This window comes from Amycolatopsis sp. NPDC049868 (assembly GCF_044461365.1).
Classification (GTDB): domain Bacteria; phylum Actinomycetota; class Actinomycetes; order Mycobacteriales; family Pseudonocardiaceae; genus Amycolatopsis.
Genome location: NZ_JBITKV010000005.1, coordinates 392,707 through 417,796, shown reverse-complemented (window position 1 = coordinate 417,796; position 25,090 = coordinate 392,707). Strand labels below are relative to the sequence as shown.

Below are 25,090 nucleotides of genomic sequence, written 5' to 3'. Positions count from 1 at the left end.
CCGAGGGCGGATTTCAGGAGCGTGGGAGTGAGCGTGCAGGGCCTGCAGACAGTCGAGCAGAAGATCGCCGAAGAACTCGGCGTGCGCGAAGGGCAGGTCAAGGCGGCCGTCGACCTGCTGGACGGCGGATCGACCGTGCCGTTCATCGCCCGGTACCGCAAAGAGGTCACCGGGATGCTGGACGACACCCAGCTCCGCACCCTCGAAGAACGCCTCCGCTACCTGCGGGAACTCGGCGAGCGCAAGGTCGCGGTGCTGGAGTCGATCCGCAGCCAGGGCAAGCTGGACGAGGCGCTCGAAGCGTCGATCATGGCGGCCGACACCAAGTCCCGCCTCGAAGACATCTACCTGCCGTACAAGCCCAAGCGGCGGACGAAGGCGATGATCGCCCGCGAGGCCGGTCTGGAGCCGCTCGCCGACGGGCTGCTGAGCGATCCGAACACCGACCCGCAGGCCGCCGCCGCGGTGTTCGTCGACGCCGACAAGGGCGTCGCGGACGCACAGGCCGCGCTGGACGGCGCCCGCGCGATCCTCGTCGAGCGCTTCGCCGAGGACGCCGACCTGATCGGCGAGCTGCGCGAGAAGATGTGGACGGAAGGCCGCCTGGCCTCGAAGGTCCGCGACGGCAAGGCCGAAGAGGGCGCGAAGTTCTCCGACTACTTCGAGTTCTCCGAGCCCTACACCAAGCTCCCCTCGCACCGGATCCTCGCGATGTTCCGCGGCGAGAAGGAGGAGATCCTCGACCTGTCGATGGAGTCGGAGGAGCCCTCCGACGAACCGAAGACCGGGCCGACCGAATACGAAAACCGGATCGCGCACAAGTTCGGCATCGCCAACGAAGGCCGCCCGGCCGACAAGTGGCTCGGCGACACCGTCCGCTGGGCGTGGCGCACGAAGATCCTGCTGCACCTGGGGATCGACCTGCGGATGCGGCTGCGCCAGTCGGCCGAGGACGACGCCGTCCGCGTGTTCGCCGCGAACCTGCGCGACCTGCTGCTCGCCGCACCGGCAGGCACCCGCGCCACCATGGGCCTCGACCCGGGCTTCCGCACCGGCGTCAAGGTCGCCGTCGTCGACGCGACCGGCAAGGTCGTCGGCACCCACGTGATCTACCCGCACCAGCCCGCGAACAAATGGGACCAGTCCATCGCCGAACTCGCCGCGCTCTGCGCCCGGCACAAGGTGGACCTGATCTCGATCGGCAACGGCACCGCGTCCCGCGAGACCGACAAGCTGGCGGGCGAGCTGATCAAGAAGCACCCGGAACTGAAGCTGACGAAGGCCGTCGTCTCGGAGGCCGGCGCGTCGGTCTACTCGGCGTCGGCGTTCGCTTCGCAGGAACTGCCGGGCATGGACGTCTCGCTGCGTGGCGCGGTCTCGATCGCGCGGCGCCTGCAGGACCCGCTGGCGGAACTGGTGAAGATCGACCCGAAGTCGATCGGTGTCGGGCAGTACCAGCACGACCTGTCGGAGATCTCGCTGTCGCGTTCGCTCGACGCGGTGGTCGAAGACTGTGTGAACGCCGTCGGCGTGGACGTCAACACCGCGTCGGCGCCGCTGCTGACCCGCGTTTCGGGTATCACGACGACGCTGGCGGAGAACATCGTCGCGCACCGCGACGAGAACGGGCCGTTCAAGACCCGGAGCGGGCTCAAGGAGGTCGCGCGGCTCGGCCCGAAGGCGTTCGAGCAGTGCGCGGGCTTCCTCCGGATCCCGGACGGCGACGACCCGCTCGACTCGTCCTCGGTGCACCCTGAGGCCTATCCGGTGGTGCGGCGCATCCTGAGCTCGACCGGCACCGACATCCGCTCGCTGATCGGCAACACGCGGACCCTGCAGGCGCTGAAGCCGACGGAGTTCGTCGACGACACCTTCGGTCTCCCGACCGTGACCGACATCCTCGCCGAACTCGACAAGCCGGGCCGCGACCCGCGACCCGCGTTCAAGACCGCGACCTTCGCCGACGGCGTCGAGAAGATCGGCGACCTCAAGCCGGGTATGCGGCTGGAAGGTGTCGTGACGAACGTGGCCGCGTTCGGCGCGTTCATCGACGTCGGCGTGCACCAGGACGGCCTCGCGCACGTCTCGGCGCTGTCGAAGAACTTCGTCAAGGACCCGCGTGAGGTCGTGAAGCCGGGCGACATCGTCAAGGTGAAGGTGCTGGAGGTCGACGTGCCGCGCAAGCGGATCTCGCTGACCCTGCGGCTGGACGACGAGCCCGGCAAGCCTGCTCGCGAGCAGGGCGGTGGCGGTCGTGACCGCGGCCAGGGCGGCGGTCAGCGTCAAGGCGGTCAGCGCGGCGGCCAGGGCGGCCGTGGCGGCGGCCGGGACCGCGGCGGGAACTCCGGTGGCGGCGGCGCCATGGCGGACGCGCTCCGGAAGGCCGGCTTCGGCAAGTAGGTCTTCAGAAGTACATGAAGGCCCCCATCCTGTACCTAGGCGCAAGGATGGGGGCCTTCATGTACTTGGGTCAGGGATTCATCGCGTAGGCACCGGAGAGGTCACGCACCAGCGACCACACGTGGTCGAAGCGGTCCGCGTCGACGACCGGCTTCCGGATCGAAGCGAGCGCCAGCGCCTGCTGCGCGTCGGTCGAGGACGACTTCCCGTGCAGATCGATCGCGGCGACGCTGAAGTCCTGCACCAGCACGGCGAAGATCTGGTCGACGACCTCGGTCTCGATCCCGGTGATCTCCGCCTGTTCCAGCACCAGCTGCCCGTAGACGACCAGCGTGAACAGCTCGGTCAGCGCGAGACCGAAGTCGAGGTCCTGCTGCTGCGCCTCGTCCGGGGCCGCGTCGGTGAACAGCTTCACCAGCGCCTCGGCCTGTTCGGTGAACCGCGCGACGTTCGGGATCGCGGACGCCTTGGCGTAGGCCTCGCGCCAGTCGTGGAAGCGCACCTTCGACAGCCCGCGCGCGGGGCCCTGGCGGAACAGGAACTCGTCGTCGGCCGCGTCGGAGCGGGTCGGCACCGGCTCGTAGGCCTGCGGCGCGAACAGGTACGCGGGCACGAACTTCGCGATCAGCGCGAGGTTCACCGCCACCGTGCCCTCCAGTTTCGGCAGGCCGTCGATGTCGTTCTTGGCCATCGCGAGGTAGGTGTCGGCCTCGAAACCCTTGGCGGCCACCACATCCGCGACCAGTCCGATGACCTTCTGCGCCTCGGTGGTCACCTTCATCTTGGTGATCGGGTTGAACAGCAGGTACCGGCGGTCGTCCGCGTTCGCGCTGCGGAAGTAGTCCACGGCGCGGTCGGAGAACAGCTTCATCGCGACGAGCCGCGCGTACGCCTCGACGAATTCCCGGCGCACGTGCGGGAAATCGGTGACCTTCTTGCCGTAGAGCACCCGGTTGTGCGCGTGCGTGATCGCCTCGTACAGCGAGTGCGTTGACATCCCGATGCCGCCGAAGCACAGGTTGAACTTGCCGATGTTGACCGTGTTCAGCGCCGCGGAGAACGCCTCGCCGCCGACGTGCAGAATGTCCTCTTCGGACACCGGGTAGTCGTCGAGCTCGAACTCGGCGACGTACATCTGCGACGGCACGACGTTCTTCACCACGCGGTAGTTCGGGTGTTCCGAGTCCGCGTAGAAGAACACGTACTGGTCCGGGCCCTCGACACCGTCGATACGGCCGAACACCGATACGGTCCGCGCGCAGTTCCCGTTGCCGATGTAGTACTTCGACCCGTTCGCGCGGTAGCCGCCCGCGCCGTCCGGGGTGAGCACGAGGTCCGACGAGTAGATGTCGGCCCCGTGCTCCTTTTCGGACAGTCCGAACGCGGCGACGCCGCCGGCCGCGAGCGAGTCCGCCGCGCGTTTGCGGGCGGCCTCGTTCGCGCTCTGCCACACCGGGCCCAGGCCGAGGATGGTGACCTGCCACGGGTACCAGTAGTTCAAGCCGTAGAAGCCGAGGATCTCCGACAGGGCCGCGACCCGCGCGGTGTCCCAGCGCTTGTCGGGGTTCCCCTCGGCGTTGGCGCCAGGTGTGAGGAAGGTCGAGAACACGCCTTCCTTGCCCGCGAACTCGATGAAGTCCGCGTAGAACGTCCGGTCGTGGTAGTCCTCGACGAGCTTGCGCTTGCCACGCTGTTCGAACCACTCGATGGTGGCACGCAACAGGCGACGCGTCTCCGGGTCGAACTGCTGGGGGTCGTACCCACCCGGGTTCAGCAACAACGCGGTCGCCTTTTCGCTCATGGTCACTCCTGGTCAGCCGAAGTTACTACCCGGTAACCGTAGCGCCTCGCTTCGCCGTCCGGCCACCGAACTCGACCGAAGTCACCCGTCCACGCTCGTCGCGCAGGAACCGCGCGGTGGGCTTGCGGGTGTCCGCGGCCGGGGCGATCGCGTCTCCGCCGACGAAAACGGCCTCGAACGGCGGAGGCGACGGGAAGTCCTCGATTTCGGCGACCAGCTGGGCCCAGAGGGCACCGTCCCGGTCGCTGATCACGAACGCCAGGTCACCGGTCTGGTAGCGGCCCAGGTACTCGGCGATATCCGGCTGCGGCACCGGCGGCGGGGTCGCGAGCGGCGGCAGGCCGGCCACGTGCTCCAGGCACCAGTCGACGATCTTGGCGCCCAGCGCGGACCCGCCCGCGCTGTTGGTCAGCACCGTGACGGCGAAATCCTCCTCCGGCAAGGTCACGAACTCCGAGAGCTGCAGGTTGCTCACGTTGCCGCCGTGCCGGACCAGCCGGGCCGCGCCGTGGGTCGTGTGCAGCCAGCTCAGCCCGACCTCCTCGAACCGCAACGCGGCCTTGCGCTGCGGCGCGCGCATGAGATCGCGGGTGGCCTCGCCAAGCGGCGCCTCGCCCTCGGCCTCGCCGGTCAGGAAGAACCGCGCCCACTTCAGCTGGTCGCCCGCCGTGGACCACAGTCCGCCGCTCGCGCTGTCCGCGCGGGTCAGGCCCACGGTGTGCTCGACCGCGGGTCCGCCGTCCCGCAGTAGGTGACCGACGGCGTGACGGCGGGTGAGCACCTCCCACGGCAGGTAATACGACTCGGTCATGCCGAGCGGTTCGAGCAGCCGGGTGCGGACGACGTCCTCGAAGGTCTTGCCGGTCGCCACCTCGACGACCCGCCCGGCCAGCTGGAACCCGGCGTTGCAGTAGGAGAACACCTCACCGGGCGCGAAGTTCTGCGGGAGGTCGCCGAACTTCGCGATCGCGAGGGCCAGCGCGTCGTCGCCCCAGCCGGTGGTGAAGTCCACGTCGCCGAGGAACCCGGCCGAATGCGTGAGCAGATGGCGCAGGGTCACCGTCTTCCGCGCCACCGGATCCGCCAGCGGAAGCTCGGGGAGGTGCTCGACGACGGGCCTGTCCAGGTCCAGCACGCCGTCTTCGACCAGTGCCAGCACGGCGGCCGCGGCGAATGTCTTGCTGGTGGAGCCGATCATGAACAACGTGCCGGGATCGACCGGGAGCCCGGTGTCCACACTGGACACTCCGGTGGCGAACACCGACTCCTCGCCCCGATGCGTCAGCCCCACCACGGCTCCGGGGACGCTCGCGCGACGCGCCTCCTCGTCGAGCGCCCCTTGCAGTTCCTGAACCTTCGACACCCGTGTCCCCTTTCGTCCGGTCAGGCCAGCGTTTCACCGCGACGACGCGTCCGGCTCGTCCGAACCGACGAACATCACCGGGCCGGTGCGGGCGATATCACGTAGCCCGGGAGATCACGACCCAGTACACTGGACGACGCGGTCCGCTCAGTTCTGCCTCGGGCCGCGTTTCGTTGTCGAAGACCACGCGCCGCGGCCCCCCGAGGTCTGCGCCGGGCAGGACAACCCTTTCTATCCTTACGGAGACACCAGGGCGCCCCGCGCCCACACGCTTATGAGCACACCTACTTTCACCGAACTCGGCCTGCCCAAGACGATCGTCGACGCGCTCGCCGAACAGGGCGTCACCAGCCCGTTCCCGATCCAGGCCGCCACGCTGCCGCATTCGCTGGCCGGCCGGGACGTCCTCGGCCGCGGCCGCACCGGCTCCGGCAAGACGTACGGCTTCGTGCTGCCCGTCCTCGCCCGGCTGGCCGACGGCCCGACCCGCCGCCGCCCCGGCCGCCCGCGCGCGCTGGTACTGGCGCCGACCCGCGAGCTGGCGACCCAGATCGAGGCGTCGTTCCTGCCGCTGGCCAAACCGCTCGGCCTCAAGGTCACCACCATCTTCGGCGGGGTCAGCCCGAACCCGCAGATCACCCGCCTGCGTGACGGCGTCGACATCGTCGTCGCCTGCCCCGGCAGGCTCGCCGACCACATGCGCTCGGGCGAGGCGAAACTCGACCACGTCGAGATCACCGTGCTGGACGAGGCCGACCACATGGCCGACCTCGGCTTCCTGCCCGACGTCCGGCGCATCATGGCCGAGACCCCGGAGCGCGGGCAGCGGCTGCTGTTCTCCGCGACCCTCGACGCGGGCGTCGACGTGCTGGTCAAGCGCTTCATGCACGACCCGGTGACGCACAGCGTCGACTCGGCCCAGTCGCCGGTCTCGACCATGAAGCACCACGTGCTGCACCTGGAGGAGACCCACCGGCTGCCGGTGCTGATCGACCTCACCGCCGCCCCGGGCCGCACGCTGGTGTTCACCCGCACGAAGCACCGCGCCAAGCAGCTGACGCGCAAGCTCATGGCCTCCGGCGTGCCGGCGGTCGAACTGCACGGCAACCTCGGCCAGACGGCGCGGACCCGCAACCTGGAGGCGTTCGCGTCCGGCGCGGCGAAGACGCTGGTCGCGACCGACATCGCCGCGCGCGGTATCCACGTCGACGACGTCACGCTGGTCATCCACGCCGACCCGCCGGTCGAGCACAAGGCGTACCTGCACCGGTCCGGCCGGACGGCGCGGGCCGGGGCGTCCGGCACCGTCGTCACGCTGATGACCGACGCGCAGGTCGGCGACGTCCGCGACCTCACCCGCAAGGCGGGTATCAAGCCGACCACGACGCAGCTCGGCCCCGGCCACCCGCTGCTGTCGGAGCTGGCGCCAGGTGAGCGTTCGTTCACCGCGTCGCCGCGGCGGCCGATCGTGGACACGCGGCCGAAGAAGGTCACCGCGTCCGGCGAGGCCATCCCGGCCAAGGGCGACGACGAAGAGCGTCCCGCCGGTCGCGGAAGCGGCGGCCGCGGTGCCCGTGGCGGTCGTGGCCGTGGTCCCTCGGCCGGTGGCCGGGGTGCTTCCGGCGGACGTCGCGGCAGCTCCTCGGACGGTCGTTCGCGTCAGCCTCGCACCGAGGGCGACCGTCGCGGCGCTTCCGCGGGCCAGGGCCGCCGTGGTGCGGCCGAGTCCACCGGACGTCGCGAAGGCGCGCCCAAGGGCGGCCAAGGTCGTCGCGCTTCCGCCGAATCGCAGCCGCGCCGGGGTTCCGGTGCCGCCAAGTCCCAGTCCTCGCGGAACCAGTCCGGCGGCGCTCCGGCCCGCCGTGGCGGTGCCGCCGCGTTCTCCTCGGGGACCCGGGCCGGCTCGCGCCGCTCGCGCTGACCCGTGATCAGACAGACGACACCTGTGATCAGACGGACGACACGCGTGTCGTCCGTCTGATCACGCGTGACGTCCGGCCAGTCACACTCGATCGCTGTCTGATCACGCGTGACGGGCGGCGGAACGGGCTTCGGCAGCCGCACGACGCTCTTCGAAGCGCGACGCCTGGGTGTCGAGGGCCTTCAGGAACTGATCGAGTTCGTCCCGCGCCTTCTCCCCCACCTCGCCGAGCCCTTCGAGCTCGAAGATCTTCCACTGGCGCAGCAACGGCCAGATCACCTCGTCGTGATGGATCCGCAGGTCGTAGATGCCCGCCTTCGCGATCAGCGCGGCCTTCCGCACGAAGCTCGGGATCACCGCGCCCGGCATCTGGAACTGGACGACCTCGTCGGTGATGGCGCGCATCATCGCGTCGGGTGAAAGCTCCAGCGACGCCTGCACCAGGTTCCGGTAGAAGAGCATGTGCAGGTTCTCGTCCATCGCGACCCGCGCGAGCAGCTTCTCGCACAGCGGATCCTGCGTGTACTTCCCGGTGTTGCGGTGCGAGATCCGCGTCGCCAGCTCCTGGAACGACACGTACGCGAAGACGTTCAGCAGCGCCTTGTCGCCACTGTCGTAACCGGCCTCCATGGTCTGCATGCGCGAGCGCTCCAGCTCGACCGGATCGACCGCGCGCGTCACCAGCAGGTAGTCGCGGATGCAGATGCCGTGGCGGCCCTCTTCGGCGGTCCAGCGGTGCACCCACGTGCCCCACGCGCCGTCGCGGCCGAAGGCGCGCTCGATCTCGCGGTGGTAGCTCGGCAGGTTGTCCTCGGTGAGGAGGTTGACCTCCAGGGACGTCCGCGCGATCGGCGACACCCGCGACTGCTCGGGATCCCACGCTTCACCGCCGAGATCGGCGAAGTTCCGGCCCTCGTCCCACGGCACGTACTCGTGCGGCATCCATTCCTTGGCGACCGAGAGATGCCGGTTGAGGTTCTCCTCGACCGTCCCTTCGAGCTCGAGCATCAGCCGGGTGGTTTCGGGGACCGTCATGCGTTTCGTCCTTCCAGGGTACGGAAAACGCTACCTACGACACCGTAACTTACGGTCTCGTAGGTTAGCCACCCGCGGAAGGTGAACCGGGTCTCGCGAGCACTCTGGCCGGACGGCACCTAAAGCGAAGCCGTCAGCCCCCGCGCCCGCAGGACCGAACGTTCCAGCGGACGGAACACCAGCAGCTCGATGCCGACGCCGACCAGCAGGATCAGGAAGATCGCCGAGATCACGGCCTCCATGCTGTTGAACGACGAGCCCTCGTTGAGGTACGCGCCGAGCCCTTTGCCCAGGGCCGGGGACAGCGCGATCAGCTCGGCGGCCATCAGCGAACGCCACGAAAACGCCCAGCCCTGTTTGAGCCCCGCCAGGAAACCGGGCAACGCGGCCGGCAGCAGGATGTGCCGGGCCGACGAGAGCCGGTTCGCCCCCATGACCTGTCCGACACGCGGCAGGATCGGCGGGATCTGGTCGATGCCCGAGACGAGACCGTTCGCGATCGAAGGCACCGAACCCAGCAACACCACGAAGTAGATCGAGGCGTCGTTCAGCCCGAACCACAGGATCGCGGCCGGCACCCACGCCACCGACGGAAGGCTTTGCAGCCCGGTCAGGAACGGCCCGACCGCGGCGCGCACGATGCGGACCTTCGCCACCAGCAGGCCGAGCGGGGTCCCGATGACCACGCCGATCAGGAAGCCCAGCGCCGCCCGGTGCACCGACGTCCAGACGAATTCGAGGATCTCGCCGTCGACGGTGATGCCGACGAGTTCGTCCCATACCGCGAGCGGCGCGGGCAGCATCGCCTCCGGCCAGAACGCGGCGGCCCACAGTGCCTGCCACAGGGCGATCAGCAACGCCAGGAAGACCACCGGCGGCACGAAACCGCGCAGGAACCGCTTGCCCCGGCTTTCCCGGCGTTCCCCGGCCGGGGTGTCGAGCGAGTCGAGCCCCGCGCCGACGGCCTCGTCGGCGTCCACCACCGCGGTTTCGGGGCGGTCAAGCCGCGGCATGGGTACTGATCACCTCCCGGAGGTGACCGGTGATCTCCAGGGTGAGCTCTTCGGCGTCGGAGGCCTGGACGTCGCGCCATTCCCGCACGACCCGGCCCGGCCGCGACGAGAGCAGCACGACCCGCTGGCCCAGCCGGACGGCCTCGCGGACGTCGTGGGTCACGAACAGCACCGAGGTGCCGGTGCTGCGGTAGACGCGCAGCAGCTCACCCTGCAGGACGTCGCGGGTGATGGCGTCGAGCGCGGCGAACGGCTCGTCCATCAGCAGCAGCGACTGCTCCGGGTCGCCGCCGACACGCAGGGTCGCGGCCAGCGCCCTGGCGAGCGCGACACGCTGCCGCATCCCGCCGGACAGCTCGTGCGGCCGTTTGTCGCCCGCGCCGCCGAGGCGGACGAGTTCGAGCAGTTCGGCCGCCTTCTCGCGGCGCTCGGCCCGGCCGAAACCGGCGAGCCGCAGCGGCAGTTCCACGTTGCGGGCCGCGGTCAGCCACGGCATCAGCGCGGCCTCCTGGAACATGACCGCTGGCCGGGAGGTCTCAAGCGTGATCGAGCCCGACGTCGGCCGGTCGAGACCGGCGACCAGGTTCAGCAGGGTGCTCTTGCCACAACCGGAGGCGCCGAGGAGACAGACGAACTCGCCGGGCGCGACCGTCAGGTCCATCCCGTCGAGGGCCACGACGGCGCGGCCGGTCGGCCCGAACGCCTTCCGCACCCCGTCGAGCCGCACGGCGACATCGGTGGACAAGCCGGGCTCCAAGGTGGTCGTCATCGCTGATCCCCTCCGGTCACTTCGTCAGTCCGGGCGCGTTCACGCCGGGCTTGCCCTGCTCGGCGAGCACGGCGTTGAGCGGGCCGAAATCGGCGAACCCCTTGAGATCCACCGCGGACTTCACCACGCCCGCGGTCACCGAGTCCTGCGCGAGCTGGGTGAAGGTCGACGCCACCGGATCGATGCCGAGTTCGATACCGGAGAACGCGCGGTCGAGAACGGCCTCGCTCAGTGTGCTGCCCGCGAGCGCCTTGAGTTCTCCGTTGACCACCTTCTTCGCCTCGGCGGGGTTGGTCTTCGCCCACTCGATCGCGGCGAGTTCACCCTTGAGGATGGCGGTGACGGTCTCCGGGTGCTGCTGCAGGAACTCGCTGCGGACGATCACGACCGTGGTCGGGAACTTGCCCTCCGGCCAGAGGTTCTTCTCGTCCAGCAGTACCTTCGCGCCCGCGTCCAGCACGAGGCGCGAGGACCACGGTTCGGGCAGCCAGCCGCCGTCGAGTTCACCCTTCTTGAAGGCGTCGAAGGTCTTCGGGTTCTCGAGGTTGGTGATCTTGACGTCGGGCAGCTTCTTCTCGGCGATGAACTTCTTGAGCGCGACGTCCTGGGTGTTCGCCAGCGACGGTGTCGCGATGTTCTTGCCGGTGAGCTGCTCGGGAGCGGTGATCTCGGGCTTCACCACCAGCTGCGCTCCGCCGGTGACCGCGCCGGAGACCAGCTGGATCGCGCCCTTGGACTTGGTGAAGGCGTTGATCGCGGGCCCGGAACCGATGAAGGCGATGTCGAGCGAGTTGCCGAGCAGCGCGTTGACCTCTTCGGGTCCGGCGTTGAACGTCTGCGTAGTGAGCTTCGTCGAACCGATTTCCTTGGCGAAGAAGCCGTTTTTGGCGCCGATCAGCGCGGGCGCGTGCGTCACGTTGGGGAAGTAGCCGACACGCACCTCGGCCGCGGCGCCCTGGCTCTTCTGCTCCGCCGGGGCCTTGCCGCTGTCCGCACGTGAACACCCCGCGATCCCGCCGGCCAAGGTCAAGGCGGCGAAGGCCGCGGCCAGCAGACGGGTTCTGTGGTGGGTGCTCACGGAAGGTCGCCTTTCGGAGGGTACGACTCGGCTCGGGTGATGGCGCGAGAGTCGCATGTTCACCCACGTGCCTGCATCGCCATCCGCATGACGGGAAAGATGCTGAGAAAGCTTGACACCTGGCGGAACAGTTGTTCCACATGTCAGGACCGGTGTAACGGTCCGGGCCGAACGGACGAATCACGCTTAGTGGTGACGCACCCTCGGACCGTCGCGATGGCGGGCGTGCTGACCGCCGGGATCGGCATGGGCGTCGTCGCGACGACCCTCAAGATCGCCGACGGCGGGCACACCGTGCTCGACACCACCCTGTCGTCCACGACGGGGTTCCTCTTCCTCCTCGCCGGCGCCGTCGCGCACGTACGCCGCGCCTCGAACCCCATCGGCCTGCTCATCGCCCTGGTCGGGCTCGCGTTGTTCACAGAGGACCTCCAGTTCGCCGACGAGCCGCTCACGCACACCGCCGGCCTGGCGCTGGCGGCCGCGTCCAGCCCGGTGATCGCGCATCTCGTGCTCGCCTTCCCCCACGGGAAACTCCGGTCCCGCGGGGAGCGGGTGCTCGCGTTCTCCGCGTACGCCGTGGTCTTCTCCTCGGCCGTCCTCGGTCTGCTGGTCAACGACGATCCGCGGAACCTCGCCGCGGTCGTCGCTTCGCCGGAGGCCGAACAGCTGGTCAAACGGCTGCTGGAGCTGGTCGGCGCGCTGATCGGCGGCGGGGTCGTGGTGGTACTGCTCTACCGCTGGCTCACCGGGCGGCTTCCGCAGCGGCGGCTGCTCTCCCCCGTCCTCGCGATCGCCGTGGTCGGCGCGGTAAGCACCACGGTCGGCAGCGCGCTCGGCTCCGGGCACCCGCTCTCCGAACCGCTGCTGGACGTGTACCGGATCTCGTTCTGCCTGTGGCCGTTGACGTTCCTGATCGGGGTGCTGCGGGCGCGGGTCGGCAACGCGGAGATGATCCGGCTCCTGCTGGAACGCGACGGCTCCGGGCTGGCCGCGCTCGTGCAGGACGACGAGGTGTGGAAGGACAGCCGGTCGATCGACGCACTCAACGCCGCGGCCGGGCTGGTACTGGACAACCAGCGGCTGGCCGCGGAACTGGAGGAGCGGCTCGTCGAGGTCCAGGCCTCCCGCGCCCGGATCGTGGCCGCCGCCGACGACGAGCGGCGGCGGGTCGAGCGCGACCTGCACGACGGGGCGCAGCAACGCCTGGTCAGTGTCGTGCTGCTGCTGCGGATGGCGGAACGACGGCTCGGGGACGACCTCACCCCCGCCGTGGCGACCCTGCTGAGGAGCACGGTCGACGAACTGCAGGCCACCGTCACCGAACTGCGCGAACTCGCGCGCGGGCTCCGGCCGCCGATCCTCACCGAAGCCGGGCTGATCCCCGCGGTCCGGTCGCTGCTGGACCGGGTCCCGATCGCCGTCGGCCTCGATGGGGCGGACGTGCCCCGGCTCAGCGGCGCGGTCGAGGCGACGGCGTACTTCGTCGTCTCCGAAGCGGTCACCAACGCCTTGAAACACGCGCGGGCCGAGCAGGTCCGGGTGCGCATCCGCGTCGAGGAGGACGGGCTGCGGGTGGACGTCCACGACGACGGCATCGGCACGGCCGACATCGGCGGCGGTTCCGGGCTGCACGGTCTCCGTGACCGGGTCCGCGCGCTCGGCGGCGAACTGACCGTCGCGAGCGAACCCGGCTCGGGCACCACGGTTTCGGCCGTCATCCCGACGGACGGCTAAGCACCTGCCGCGGTCCGGTGTGCCCGCGGTGCGTGTCTGCGGGGACGGCACTGGTGATCAGATGGACGACACGCGTGACTGGATGGACGACACGCGCGCTCGGCCGGGGCCGCCGCGAGTCGTCCACCTGGACACGCGTGTCGTCCATCCGATCACGCGTGTCGTCCCCGCAGTCACGCGAAATGCCCGATCGCAGGTACCCGGGCCACGGCTCCAGACCGAATCGCGCTGACGACCGACTGCGCTAGGCGAGTCCGCGGATCGCGCGCGCGGGCGGGCGTACCCCCTGGATCGACGCGACCATCTCCAGTACCTGCCGGGTGCGCCGCACCTCGTGCACCCGGAACACCTTCGCCCCCTCGGCCGCCGCCCAGGCCGTCGCGGCGAGGGTGCCGTCGACCCGCTCCGCGAGCTCCACGCCGAGCGTCTCGCCGACGAAGTCCTTATTGGACAGTGCCATCAGCACGGGCCAGCCGGTGTCCGCCAGCTCCCGCGCGTGCCGCAGGAGCGCCAGGCTGTGCCACGTGTTCTTGCCGAAGTCGTGCGTCGGGTCGATCAGCACCCCTTCGCGCGGGACACCGAGCGCCACGACGGCTTCGGCGTGGGCCGTCGTCTCCTCGACGACGTCCGCGACGATGTCCGGGTAGCGCACCCGGAACGGGCGAGTACGCGGGACGGCGTTCCCGGTGTGCGAGCAGACGTAGCCGGTGCCGAACTCCGCGGCGACCTCGGCCAGTTTCGGATCGGCTCCCGCCCAGGTGTCGTTGATCAGGTCCGCGCCGGCCTCCGCCGCCCGCCTGCCCACCTCGTGGCGCCAGGTGTCGACGCTGATCACCAGGCCGGGATGCAGTTCGCGGATCCGCTCGACGAACGGGACCACCCGTCGGATCTCTTCCTCGACATCGACGTCCGCACCGGGGCCCGCCTTGACCCCGCCGATGTCGACGATGTCGGCACCCTCCGCCACCACCTTGTCGACGGCGGCGAGCGCGTCCGGATCCGAGAAGGTCGCGCCCTTGTCGTAGAAGGAATCGGGGGTCCGGTTGACGATCGCCATGACCAGGGCGCGGTCCCGGGCGACGCGGCGCCCGCGGAAGGTCAGCTCGTTCACGCAGCGATCGTAGGCGAGCGGACGCCGCGGAAGGAGAAGTGCCGCCCAGCGGGACCGTCCCGGGGACCGGGAGCGCCCATTCGGGTGGCATATCTGATATATGACGTAAGAGATCGGATCTCTCTTGACTCGCCGTCGCGCGGACGAGTAGACGTTGTCCCGCAAGGAAGTTCAGCCCGGCGACCCAGTCGCCCCCACGACTGGCCGGGATGTCGACGGACGGCGGATCGGCATCCCGGCCACCCACTCCCCTGGTTTCCCGGCGCAGGAAGGACCTCGAATGTCACCGGATCCTCTTCGCGCGGCACGGCTCTCCCGGCGCACGATGCTGGCGGGAACCGCGGGCGCCCTCGGCGCGCTCGCCCTGCCCGGCGTGGCCACCGCGGCCCCGGTGGACTGGTCTCGGGCGGTCGTCGACTCGACGATGAAACGCCACACCCCGGCCACCCTCGGCGGCTGGGGCTACACCCGCGGCCTCTACCTCTACGGCCAGTACCTGGTGTACCGGCGCACCGGCGAGAAGTCCTACCTCGACTTCATCCTCGCCTGGTACGACCGGTTCGTCACCGACAGCGGTATCTCCAACGGGTTCACCAACCTGGACGCCATGCGCTCCGGGCAGATGTTCCCCTTGCTGTACACCGAAACCGGGCAGGCGAAGTACAAGAAGGCGGCGGAGCAGCTGCGCGGCCGCTTCCCGTCCTATCCTCGGACGTCCGACGGCGGGATGTTCCACGCCACGAGCAAGACCGGGCAGCTGTGGGCGGACGGCGTGTACATGGCGCAGCCGTTCCTCGCCCTGTACGGCAAGACCTTCGGGGATGCAGGCTACTGCTACGAGGAAGCCGCGAAGAACGTCAGCGTCTACTTCGACCACCTCAAGGAGCCTGCCAAGGGGCTGCTTTACCACGCCTACGACGAAGACGGCTCGGAACCGTGGGCTTCGGGCGCCGGCCGGCATTCGAAGTACCACTGGGGGCGGGCGATCGGCTGGCTCGGGATGACGGCGATCGACCTCCTCGAAGTCCTCCCCCAGGACCATCCGCGACGACGGCGTCTCGTGGACGTCGTCAAATTCCTCGCGGCCGGCTACACGCGCTGGCAGGACCGGGCTTCCGGCCGCTGGTTCCAGGTCGTCGACCGGGGCGGCGACAAGGACAACTGGCTGGAGACCTCGGCTTCGGCGATGTACACCTTCCTGCTCTCCCGCGCGGTGCAACGCGGCTACGTCGGCCCGGAGTACGGACCAGTGGCCGCGAAGGGCTATCGCGGGGTTCTGTCCCAGGTTTCGACCGGTTCCGACGGATTGACCGATATCAAGAACATTTCCGAAGGCACCAACGTCGGCGACACGGCGTATTACTACGCGCGTAAACGCAACACCAACGATTTCCACGGTCTCGGCGCGTTCCTCATCATGAATGAGCAACTCGCCCGCTGAGGTCGCCGCACCGGCCGAAGGGCGCCTTCCCCGCTTCCGACCTGGGGAAAGCGCCCTTCGGTCGTTTTCGGGGCGGGTGCCGGGTATTGACCGGAGGCGCTAACATCGCGTGCTGCGACGCCCACTCCCAGGAGGGACGACCGGATGCGCGAGACGCCGCCCCCGGCTTCTTATACCCGGCTCGAACTCGGTGACACCAGCACGATTCCGGTCGGTGTGACGGTTTCACCGCACATCTCGTTGGTTTCGATGCTCGTCGAGGTCGTCGGCGGGTACGACCGCGGACTGCCCGCCGCCTGCCGCCGTCAGGTGGGCTCGGCGATCCCCGAGCAGGGATACCGCGCGGCGAGCGCGCTCGCCCGCCGCGGCACCTCGGTGCAGCCGGACTTCATCGTCCCGATCAGCCCCGGTGCGGACTCGTCCGCCGCCGCCCAGGCGGAGATGCTGCGCGAACTGTCGGAATCCGACGTCCTGAAAGGCCTGGAAGAGGTCTTCGGCGACCGGTTGCCCGCGCAGTGGCGGCAGGCCGCCGACCATCCGAGACGCTGGGTCGCCTCGCTCGCGGACGCCTTCACCGCGACCAGGCTGGCGACCGAAAATCTCTGGACCAAGGCCCGCCCCCTGCTCGACCGCGAGATCGAACGTATCGGCGTCGCCTCCGTCCGCGGCGGGACGGACGCGGTGCTCGGCCTGCTACGGCCCCATTTCCGGTTCAGCAACGGGTGTCTCCTGCTGCCCGACGCCGAACCGGCGCGCTACACCACCCGCGGCCGCAAGCTGATCCTCGTCCCGATGCTCGCGGGCAGCCGCTCGGTGGTGTCCAACTTCGACGAAGAGGACGCCATCTGGATCGGCTATCCGCTGCCGGGGCTCGACGGGGTGCTCGACAACGGCAGGCCCGAACCGGCTCCCGGTATCGACGGGCTCGACCTGGTGGTCGGCGCCCACCGCGCGAAACTGTTGCGGCACCTGGGAAAACCCGCCCGGATGGGCGAGATCGCGAATCTGCTGTCATGCGCCGCGAGCACCGCGACCTACCACTGCGAACAGCTCGTTTCGGCGGGTTTGATCCAGCGGCACCGCGAGGGCCAGGTCGTCCTCGTGGTCCGGACTCCTCGCGGTGACGCGCTGGTGGACCTGCTCTCCTGACTAGACCCGCTGAAGCCCCGGCTTGCCTGCCTCGACGACGTACGAACGGTCCGCGGCCAGGGTCACCTTCGAGAAGTCGTACTCGCTGGTGTCCGAAACCGTCATGAAGTCCGCCCGCATCTGCGTTTGCGACGCCGTCACCCGGACGTAGCCACGCTTTCCCCGGCAGTACTTGATGTGCGGGTTGTTCGACAGCCAGGTCGACGACGGGTCGGTCGCGGTGTCGCTGTTGCTCGTCACCGAGGTCGTCACGAGTTCCGAACCGAACACCGGGTCGCTGTGGTTGAAGTAGTCGCGGCGCAGATCGGCCGCCCAGTGCCGGTGGACGTCGCCGGTCAGCACGATCGGGTTCGGCACCTTGCGGTCAACGATGCCCTTCGCGATCCGGTCGCGCGAGGCCTCGTAGCCCTGCCAGGAATCAGGGCTTTCGCACGTCGCCTTGTTGCCGTCGCCGTCACGGGTGGCGAAGAAGACCTGCTGGCCGAGGAAGTCCCACTTCGCCGGTTGCGTCTCCAGCGCCTTCAGCAGCCACGCTTCCTGCGTCGTGCCGAGGATGCTGCGCGACGTCGACCGCATATCGGTGCAGGACGGCCCGGCGTCCCCGGAGGGGTCGGGCACCTGCGCGTTGCGGTACTGCCGGGTGTCGAGCATGTGGAACCGCGCGAGGTTGCCCCAGCCGAACTGCCGGTACAGGCGGATGGTCGAGCCGCTCGGCTTGGCGGTGGACCGGATCGGCATGTTCTCGTAGAAGGCCTGGAATCCGGCGGCCTTGCGCTCGGCCGTCGCGGGGCTGGCGGTGCCGTTCCAGTTGTTCATCACCTCGTGGTCGTCGAAGACCACGATCCACGGCGCCATCGCGTGCGCGTTCTGCAGGTCGGCGTCGGTCTTGTGCTGGGCGTGCCGGGCGCGGTACTGGGCGAGTGTCGTGACGTCCTCGGTGAAGGCCAGTCTGCGCGGATTCAGCTCGGCCGCGGCGCGGCCGGACTTCCGCTCGTACATGTAGTCACCGAGGAACAGCACCAGTTCCGGGTTGTCGGCGAGCATGCCCTTGTACGAGTGGTACCAGCCTTCCTCCCAGTGCTGACAAGAGGAGAAGCAGTACTTCAGCTGGTTCACCGCGGCACCGGCGGCGGGAGCGGTCCTGGTCCGGCCGACCGGCGAGATGTAGCCGCTGGTCTTGAACCGGTAGAAGTATTCACGTCCCGGCTCGAGGCCCGCCGGTTCGATGTGCACGCTGTGCCCGGAGGCGCGGGCCGCGGTCGCGGTGCCCCGCTGCACGATCGACGAGAACGCCTGGTCGTTCGCGAGCTCCCAGTCCACTGTGTACGAAGCGTCCGGCATACCGCCGAAACCGTCGGGGTTCAGCGGGGCGGGAGCGAGCCGCGTCCACAGCACGACACTGTCCGGCAGCGGGTCACCCGAGGCGACACCGAGCTGGAACGGATCATGGATGGCGGGCGCCGCCGCCAGCGTTCTCGCGTTCGCCCACGAAGGCACCGTCGACGACAGCGCCGCCGCCGAAACCGCCGCGGCCCCACCGAGGAGTACCGCCCGCCGATTCACCTGGCCCATGAAAATTCAACCTTTCGAAGTGGGGAAAGAACGGGGAGGGATTTCACGCGGCGTAATCGGTGATGCCGCTGCTGCAGGCTTCGAGCGTCGGATTGGCGGCGGCGTTGGCGACGCAGACCTTGTAATAGACCCACGACCCCTTCGCGACCGGCACGGCCTTGTCGACGTGGGTGCCGTTGCCGCCGGAGGCCCAGACGTAGAACGGGCCGGCGCCGCCCTTCAGCCAGTACGCGACCACGGCGGACTTGCCGTCGGCGTCCTTGTCGTAGACGAGGAAATGAGCATCCGATGAACGGAACTGCCCCTCACCCGCGCAGACGCCGGTGGAACATTCGGCGCTGCCGGAACCGACCCCGCAGTCGGGGGCGATCCGCTGATCGGAACCGGTGTAGACGTAGCTGTCGGAGATGTAGCCGCCGAGCGCGGGAACGTAGTCCCACAACGTCGTCGTGCCCAGCGGGCCGGCGACCGAGGTCCCGATCGTCTGGCAGTCGATGGTCACCGTGGCGCCGTTGGCCACCGTGCGCACCGCCGTCGAGGAGGTGCTCGGGGCGCGGCGGACGTTCAGCGGATCACCCGCCGTCTTCACCGTCCCGGTGGCCGCGGCCAGTGCGGGAGTGGCTCCGGCGAGGCCCAAGGCGCCCGCCGTCACCAGCACGAGAAAGAAACCGGCGAGCCGCCGGACACTTGAACGCTTCATGGCTGCAGCGTCGACCGGCGTCGTACACATCACGTACAAACGCCGGCCGGCCGTCTGCACATGCATGCAAATGGATCTAGCCAACCATGGCGGGACGGCAATATTATCGACAGATATGGGGCTCCTGCCGTATTGGCGGTTTAGGTGACTATTCTCGGGTTTCGCGTTCTCGGTCCGCTCGAAGTGGCGGTGGACGGGCAGGTGGTGCCGCTCGGCGGCCCCAAACCACGTCTGCTGCTGGCCGCTCTCCTGCTCCAGCCCAACGTCGTCGTCTCCACCGAACTACTGATCGAGGTCCTGTGGCCTTCGTCGGCTCCCCGTTCGGCGGCCGCGAACATCCGCACCTACGTCCATTCACTCCGCAAACGCCTCGCCGACCACGACCCCGCGCTCGGGGAACGCATCGGGAGCCGGGCGTCCGGATACATCCTCAAGGCCACGCCGGAGGAGATCGACCACATCCGCTTCGGCGAATTGGCCGCCCGCGCGCAGGACGCGCTCGGCGGCGGCGAAGCCGAAACCGCTCTCGGCCTGCTGGATCAAGCCGAAGCGCTGTGGCGTGGAGAAGTACTCGAAGGTCTCCCCCACGACCACGGCTGGGGCGCGACCGTGGCACGGCTGTCGGAACTGCGGCTGGCGGTGCAGGAACAGCGGCTGCGGGCGAGGATCGAACTCGGCCGGACCGCCGAGGCCGTCGCCGAACTGCGCGGCCTGGTCACCGAGCATCCCCTGCGCGAGGAGCTCTGGCAGCAGCTGATCGTCGCGCTGCGGGCGGACGGTCGCACGGCCGACGCGATAGAGGCCTACGAAACGGCCGAGAAGGTGCTGGCCGAGGAGCTCGGCACCGGACCGGGCGCGCGGCTGAGGGAACTACGGGCCTCGCTGGTCCTCACGCCGTCCGCGGCCCAGGACGCGGTGTCCGCCGCTCTCACCCGGCCGATGGCGCCGGTCTGCCAGCTTCCGCTGGACCTGCCGGACTTCACCGGCCGCGACGACGTGGTCGGCGAGCTCGTCGGCCTCTTCCGCGAGCGCCGCGAACAGGGGAAACCGGCGATCGCGGTGCTTTCGGGGGCGCCGGGGATCGGCAAGTCCTCCGTCGCGATCCGGGTGGCGCACGCCGTCCGCGACGACTTCCCGGACGGCCAGCTGCACGTCGACCTCGCCGGGACGTCGTCTTCGCCCCGGCCCCCGATGACCGTGCTCGCCGAGCTGCTCCGCGCGCTGGGCGTCCCCGACGCGGGACTGCCGCGTGATCTTCCCGAACGCGCGGCGCTGCTGCGGTCCCGGCTGGCGACCATGCGGATGTGCGTGGTCCTCGACGACGCCGGCAGCGCGGCGCAGGTCCGGCCACTGCTGCCCGGCGCGGGTTCGTGCGCGGTGCTGATCACCAGCCGGATCCGGATGCCGGATCTGGCCGGGGCCACCCCGGTCGACGTCGAACTCCTGCCCGAGGCCGAGGCCGCGAAGCTGCTCGAAGGCATCGTCGGTACCGAGAGGGTCGCCGCGGAACCGGAGTGCGCGACCGCGATCCTGCGTCACTGCGGGTATCTCCCGCTGGCGATCCGGGTCGCCGGGGCGAAGCTGACGCACCGGCCGGGCTGGACGTTGCGCGTGCTGGCGGACCGGCTGCGGGACGAAAGACGAAGATTGGACGAACTCCGCGTCGGCGATCTCGCCGTGCGCGCGAGTGTCACCCTCAGCTACGACCTCCTGCCCATGTCCGCGGCGACCGCGTTCCGTGGCCTCGGCGGGCTCGGCTCGGTGCAGTTCCCCGGCTGGGTGGTCGCGGCCCTGCTCGGCCGCGAGCACGGGGACGACGTCCTCGACGTGCTGGTGGACGCTCATCTGGTCGAGCTCAGCGGCTCGGACACCGCCGGCGAGCCTCGCTACCGCCTGCACGACCTGTTGCGGTGTTACGCCCTCGAACTCCGCGCGCAGGACATCCCGGCGAAGGCGCACGACGCCACGAAACGGGTGTTGGAGGGCTACCTCGCGCTCGCGCTCGAGTCCGCGGACCGGCTGCCGATCCACTTCTTCGGCCTCTACCGGGACGACACCGCGGCCCAGCCCGCCCTCCCTCGGGGAACCGCGCACCTGATCGAGGATCCGGCCGCGTGGTTCGCCGCCGAGCGGCATACCTGTGTCGCCGCCGTCTCGCTGGCCGCCGACCTCGGCTTCGACTCGCTGGCCTGGCGGCTCGCCGCCGCGCTGGCGCCGTACTTCGACCAGCGCGGCCACCAGGACGACTGGCTGCACACGCACGCCGTCGCACTGGCCGCCGCCCGCCGGTCCGGCGAGATCCGCGGCGAGGCGATCATCCAGCGCAACCTCGGGCAGATCCAGCTGTACCAGGACAGCTACGCCGAAGCCCTGGTCGCCTTCGAGCAGTCGCAACTGCTGTTCGACAAGGTCGGCGACGCGCAGGGCGCGGCGATCGCGCTGGCCGGGCTCGGCACCGTGCTGCGGATCAAGGGCGAGATCACCGTCGCGATGGAGCATTGTCACGCGGCGCTCGACCAGTTCTCGGCGGCCGGTGACCCGCACGGCGAGGCCGTCGCGCGGATCGCGATCGGCGCGGTGTGGCTGGCGCGACACCGGTTCGCCGAAGCGGAACGCTGGTTCACCGAAGCGCTCGAACAGTCCGCCCGGATCGGGGACCGGCATCGGGAGGCGCACGCGTTGAAGCGGCTCGCGATGCTCCGGCAGCATCAGGGCGACCTCGCGGGCGCGCGGGAGGGGGTCGACCGCGCCATCGCCATCTTCAACGAGCTCGGCGACGACCACTGCGTCGGCTACGCGAACCAGAATCTCGGCGAGCTGTACCTGCACAGCGGCGACCTGGCGCACGCGCAACTGCTGCTGGTCAATTCGCTGAGCGTGCACCGGCGCAACGGGGACCGCCGGTCCGAGGCCGAGGTGTCGCAGTTGCTCGGGGAACTGCACGAAGCGCTGAGCCAGCCAGAGCGATCGCGGACCTATTCGGAACGCGCGCTGGCGTTGTGGCGGGAACTCTCCGCGCGGCCACAGGAATCCGCTCTCGCTTCGCGCCTTCAGGAGTCGGCCGAAGCGTCCTACAACGACTCCGCGAGCGCCTGACCTTTTCGCCTTTCGGCACCTGATCGCGGTGTTCACGCACCGCGATCAGGTGCCGACTTGCGTTTGTATCGATCGTGTACAGCCCCCGGCGAAGCTCCCTTCGTAGCAACCGAGAGTGCTCGAAGGGAGACCGGAATGGTCCGGACCGTGAAGGCCCGCCGGGTGATGGCGGCCGTGCTGGCCATGGGGGCGGTCACCGCGCTCGCCGCCAGCCCCGCGAACGCCGCGCCCGAAGGAAGCTGGCGCGCCGACCTGTCCACTGTGGACGGCGATGACGTCAACGTCCGCAGCGACGGCGGAGTACTGAGCCTGGAAAACGCCGCCTGGCACAGAAAACCCGACTCCATCGGCAGCCAGGGTTACCTCCTGCTGGCCGAGCGGCAGCTCGGGAAACAGGTCAACCGCGTCACCGCCCAGGTGACCGCCGACGCGCCGAAGGGCACCGAGGTCGAGGTCGACGTCCGCGGCAAGCTCAACGCCAACGACTGGACCGAATGGACGCCTGCCGAAGGCGGCGCCGCCCAGCTGTCCGCTTCGGTCTCCACGGTCCAGGTCCGCATCGGACTGCGTACGGTGAAGGACGGCGTGACCGCGAAGGTCAGCGACGTCACCCTCCAGGGTGATCTCAGCCCGCAGGTCAACGCGATCGGCGCGGCGGCGGCCCCGCTGACGTACAAGGTCTACGGCACCCGCGAAGGCCTCGTGGGCGGCACCACCGCCAACGGGCACGTGATCAAATCCCGCGACCACTTCGTCGCGCTCCCCTCGGGCCGCGGCCTGGCGCCCAAGAACACCGGCAACTACACCGTCCGCATCTGCCGCACCGACAACAGCCGCTGCGAATACGCGCCGGTGTGGGACGTCGGCCCGTGGAACACCAAGGACGACTACTGGAACCCGTCGGCCACCCGTCAGATGTGGAAGGACCTGCCGCAGGGCAAGCCCGAGGCGCAGGCGGCGTACCAGGACGGCTACAACGGCGGCAAGGACGAGTTCGGCCGCAGGGTGGCCAATCCGGCGGGTATCGACCTCGCGGACGGCACCTTCTGGGACGGCCTGAAGATGACCGACAACGGCTGGGTCAACGTCTCCTACCTGTGGACCGGCTCCGGCCCGACCGGCGTCGTCAGCACGGCGGGCGACCCGATGAACGTCCGCGCGTCGGCGAGCACCTCGGCGGCGATCAAGGGCCTCGCGGCGAACTACGCGAAGGTCAACATCGAATGCTACGTCGAGGGCGAGACCGTCACCGGCAAATTCGGCACCAGCAACATCTGGGACCGGATCGGCCCGGGGCACTACATCTCCGACACCTACCTGCAGACCGGATCGGACCTGCCGGTGGCACCCAAGTGCTGACGCACTCCTGATCGCGAAGGCCCGGCGTACCCCATAGCGCCGGGCCTTCGCCCTTTCGTCCGCCCTTTCGTCCGCCCTTTCTTCCGCTCGTGAGGACCTTGAGCCGGGGCTTCCGCCATCGAGACTTGCGGTAGCCACGACCTGAGGGGGTCCCATGAACACGCACGAAACGGCCACGCTGCGCGAAAAACTTTCCGGCAGGGTGGTCACCGCCGCCGATCCGGGCTACGACGCCGCCCGCGCCGTGTGGAACGGCGACATCGACCGGCGCCCGGCAGTGGTCGCCGAATGCGCCACGCGCGAAGACGTCGTCACCGCGCTGGCCTTCGGCCGCGAAAGGGGCCTCGAAATCACCGTGCGCGGCGGCGGGCACAGTTTCAGCGGTTCCGCCGTGGTCGACGACGGCCTGGTGATCGACCTCGGCGGGCTGCGCCGGATCACCGTCGATCCCGGCGCCCGCACCGCGCTGGTCGGGGGCGGCGCCGTCTGGGCCGACGTCGACGAAACGACCCAGCGGTACGGGCTCGCGACGGTCGGCGGCACGGTGAGCGACACCGGCGTCGGCGGCCTCACCCTCGGTGGCGGTTTCGGCTGGCTGACGGCGAAACACGGGCTCACGATCGACAATCTGCTTTCGGCGGAGGTCGTGACGGCCGACGGCCGGATCCTGCGAGCCTCCGAAGCGGAGCATCCGGACCTGTTCTGGGCCTTGCGCGGCGGTGGCGGGAACTTCGGCGTGGTCACGGAATTCGAGTTCCGGCTGCACCGGGTCGGCCTCGCCGAGGTCGGGCTGTTCTTCTGGACGCTGGCCGACGCGCCCGGCGCGATGCGTTTCGCGAAGGACGTCATCGCGACCCTTCCGCCGGGCACCGGTTCCATGATCGTCGGGATCACCGCGCCGCCCGCGCCGTTCGTCCCGCCGGAGCATCACTTCGCGCCGGGGCTCGCGCTGGTCGTCGCCGGCTTCGACGGCCCCGAGCGGCACGCCAGGCTCGTCGAGCGGATCCGGGGCGGGCTGCCCGCGGCGTTCGACCTGGTCACGCCGATGCCGTACGTGGATCTCCAGAAGCTGCTCGACCCGACAGCGCCACGGGGCATCCTCGCCTACGAGAAGTCGCTTTACGTCTCCTCACTGTCCGAAAAGGTCATCGACGTGATCGCCGCGCGCCTGCCGGACAAGGCGTCGCCGACGACCGTGATGCCGATCGTGCCGCTGCAGGACACGTTCTCGACGGTGCCCGACGACGCGACCGCGTTCGGCGGGCCGCGGACGCCCGGTTTCGTCATCGGCCTCGCGGCGACCGCGCCGGCACCGGAACTCCTGGCCGCCGACCGGGTCTGGGTGCGGGCACTGTGGGAAGAACTCCTGCCGCATTCCAGCAACCACGGCGGCTATCTGAACTTCATGAACGAATACGACGAAGATCGCGTGCGCACGGCGTTCGGCGCGGCGAAGTACGCGCGGCTGGCCGCCATCAAGGCCGTGTACGACCCGGACAACGTGTTCCGGTACAACGCGAACATCCGTCCCGCTGAGTGACGCAT

At 69.6% G+C, this 25,090-nt stretch carries 17 protein-coding genes; 8 read left to right on the top strand and 9 right to left on the bottom strand.

Annotated features, from left to right (window positions below; all coding sequences use genetic code 11):
* Positions 1–27: 27 nt before the first annotated feature.
* The gene (locus tag ACIBTM_RS23530; protein WP_395879223.1) at positions 28–2,400 is read left to right on the top strand and encodes a Tex family protein; all 2,373 of its coding nucleotides are present in this window, start codon (positions 28–30) and stop codon (positions 2,398–2,400) included.
* 70 nt (positions 2,401–2,470) lie between these two features.
* On the opposite strand, the gene ACIBTM_RS23525 is transcribed toward ACIBTM_RS23530, so the two are convergent.
* Complete coding sequence (locus ACIBTM_RS23525; protein WP_395879222.1) at positions 2,471–4,201, bottom strand: acyl-CoA dehydrogenase; 1,731 nt, start codon at positions 4,199–4,201, stop codon at positions 2,471–2,473.
* Between the two features lie 25 nt (positions 4,202–4,226).
* Positions 4,227–5,564, bottom strand: coding sequence for a serine hydrolase domain-containing protein (locus ACIBTM_RS23520; RefSeq protein WP_395879221.1), 1,338 nt, complete (start codon positions 5,562–5,564; stop codon positions 4,227–4,229).
* Positions 5,565–5,838: 274 nt separating this feature from the next.
* Between ACIBTM_RS23520 and ACIBTM_RS23515 the strand changes: the two genes are divergently transcribed.
* Positions 5,839–7,485 (top strand): DEAD/DEAH box helicase, encoded by a 1,647-nt coding sequence (locus ACIBTM_RS23515; RefSeq protein WP_395879220.1) that lies wholly within the window; start codon positions 5,839–5,841, stop codon positions 7,483–7,485.
* Between the two features lie 102 nt (positions 7,486–7,587).
* On the opposite strand, the gene ACIBTM_RS23510 is transcribed toward ACIBTM_RS23515, so the two are convergent.
* The 4 genes from ACIBTM_RS23510 to ACIBTM_RS23495 all read right to left on the bottom strand — a co-directional run bounded on the left by ACIBTM_RS23510 (position 7,588) and on the right by ACIBTM_RS23495 (position 11,380).
* Positions 7,588–8,520, bottom strand: a complete 933-nt coding sequence (locus tag ACIBTM_RS23510) for an acyl-ACP desaturase (protein WP_395879219.1) — start codon at positions 8,518–8,520, stop codon at positions 7,588–7,590.
* 119 nt (positions 8,521–8,639) lie between these two features.
* A complete protein-coding gene (locus tag ACIBTM_RS23505) occupies positions 8,640–9,533 on the bottom strand; it encodes an ABC transporter permease (RefSeq protein ID WP_395879217.1) in 894 nt (297 codons plus the stop codon).
* Positions 9,520–10,302, bottom strand: coding sequence for an ABC transporter ATP-binding protein (locus ACIBTM_RS23500; RefSeq protein ID WP_395879216.1), 783 nt, complete (start codon positions 10,300–10,302; stop codon positions 9,520–9,522). Before ACIBTM_RS23500 ends, ACIBTM_RS23505 begins: the two co-directional genes overlap by 14 nt.
* A gap of 16 nt (positions 10,303–10,318) precedes the next feature.
* Entirely contained in the window at positions 10,319–11,380 is a 1,062-nt protein-coding gene (locus tag ACIBTM_RS23495) for an ABC transporter substrate-binding protein (RefSeq protein ID WP_395879215.1), read from the bottom strand.
* Between the two features lie 216 nt (positions 11,381–11,596).
* Between ACIBTM_RS23495 and ACIBTM_RS23490 the strand changes: the two genes are divergently transcribed.
* Positions 11,597–13,117, top strand: a complete 1,521-nt coding sequence (locus tag ACIBTM_RS23490) for a sensor histidine kinase (protein WP_395879408.1) — start codon at positions 11,597–11,599, stop codon at positions 13,115–13,117.
* Between the two features lie 244 nt (positions 13,118–13,361).
* Here ACIBTM_RS23490 and folP read toward each other — a convergent pair whose 3' ends face one another.
* On the bottom strand, positions 13,362–14,228 hold the full coding sequence (gene folP / locus ACIBTM_RS23485) for a dihydropteroate synthase (RefSeq protein WP_395879214.1): 867 nt from the start codon (positions 14,226–14,228) through the stop codon (positions 13,362–13,364).
* 280 nt (positions 14,229–14,508) lie between these two features.
* Between folP and ACIBTM_RS23480 the strand changes: the two genes are divergently transcribed.
* A complete protein-coding gene (locus ACIBTM_RS23480) occupies positions 14,509–15,669 on the top strand; it encodes a glycoside hydrolase family 105 protein (RefSeq protein ID WP_395879213.1) in 1,161 nt (386 codons plus the stop codon).
* 144 nt (positions 15,670–15,813) lie between these two features.
* The gene (locus ACIBTM_RS23475; protein WP_395879211.1) at positions 15,814–16,818 is read left to right on the top strand and encodes a winged helix-turn-helix domain-containing protein; all 1,005 of its coding nucleotides are present in this window, start codon (positions 15,814–15,816) and stop codon (positions 16,816–16,818) included.
* Here ACIBTM_RS23475 and ACIBTM_RS23470 read toward each other — a convergent pair whose 3' ends face one another.
* Together ACIBTM_RS23470 and ACIBTM_RS23465 are read right to left on the bottom strand one after the other, a co-directional pair.
* Positions 16,819–18,390, bottom strand: a complete 1,572-nt coding sequence (locus ACIBTM_RS23470) for an alkaline phosphatase D family protein (protein ID WP_395879210.1) — start codon at positions 18,388–18,390, stop codon at positions 16,819–16,821. It abuts the gene before it with no gap.
* 43 nt (positions 18,391–18,433) lie between these two features.
* Positions 18,434–19,090 (bottom strand): hypothetical protein, encoded by a 657-nt coding sequence (locus tag ACIBTM_RS23465; RefSeq protein ID WP_395879209.1) that lies wholly within the window; start codon positions 19,088–19,090, stop codon positions 18,434–18,436.
* Between the two features lie 144 nt (positions 19,091–19,234).
* Here ACIBTM_RS23465 and ACIBTM_RS23460 point away from each other — a divergent pair, with 144 nt between their 5' ends.
* The 3 genes from ACIBTM_RS23460 to ACIBTM_RS23450 all read left to right on the top strand — a co-directional run bounded on the left by ACIBTM_RS23460 (position 19,235) and on the right by ACIBTM_RS23450 (position 25,085).
* Positions 19,235–22,186, top strand: coding sequence for a BTAD domain-containing putative transcriptional regulator (locus ACIBTM_RS23460; protein ID WP_395879208.1), 2,952 nt, complete (start codon positions 19,235–19,237; stop codon positions 22,184–22,186).
* Positions 22,187–22,321: 135 nt separating this feature from the next.
* A complete protein-coding gene (locus tag ACIBTM_RS23455; RefSeq protein ID WP_395879207.1) occupies positions 22,322–23,545 on the top strand; it encodes a hypothetical protein in 1,224 nt (407 codons plus the stop codon).
* Between the two features lie 154 nt (positions 23,546–23,699).
* Positions 23,700–25,085, top strand: coding sequence for an FAD-binding oxidoreductase (locus ACIBTM_RS23450; RefSeq protein ID WP_395879206.1), 1,386 nt, complete (start codon positions 23,700–23,702; stop codon positions 25,083–25,085).
* Positions 25,086–25,090 lie beyond the last annotated feature (5 nt).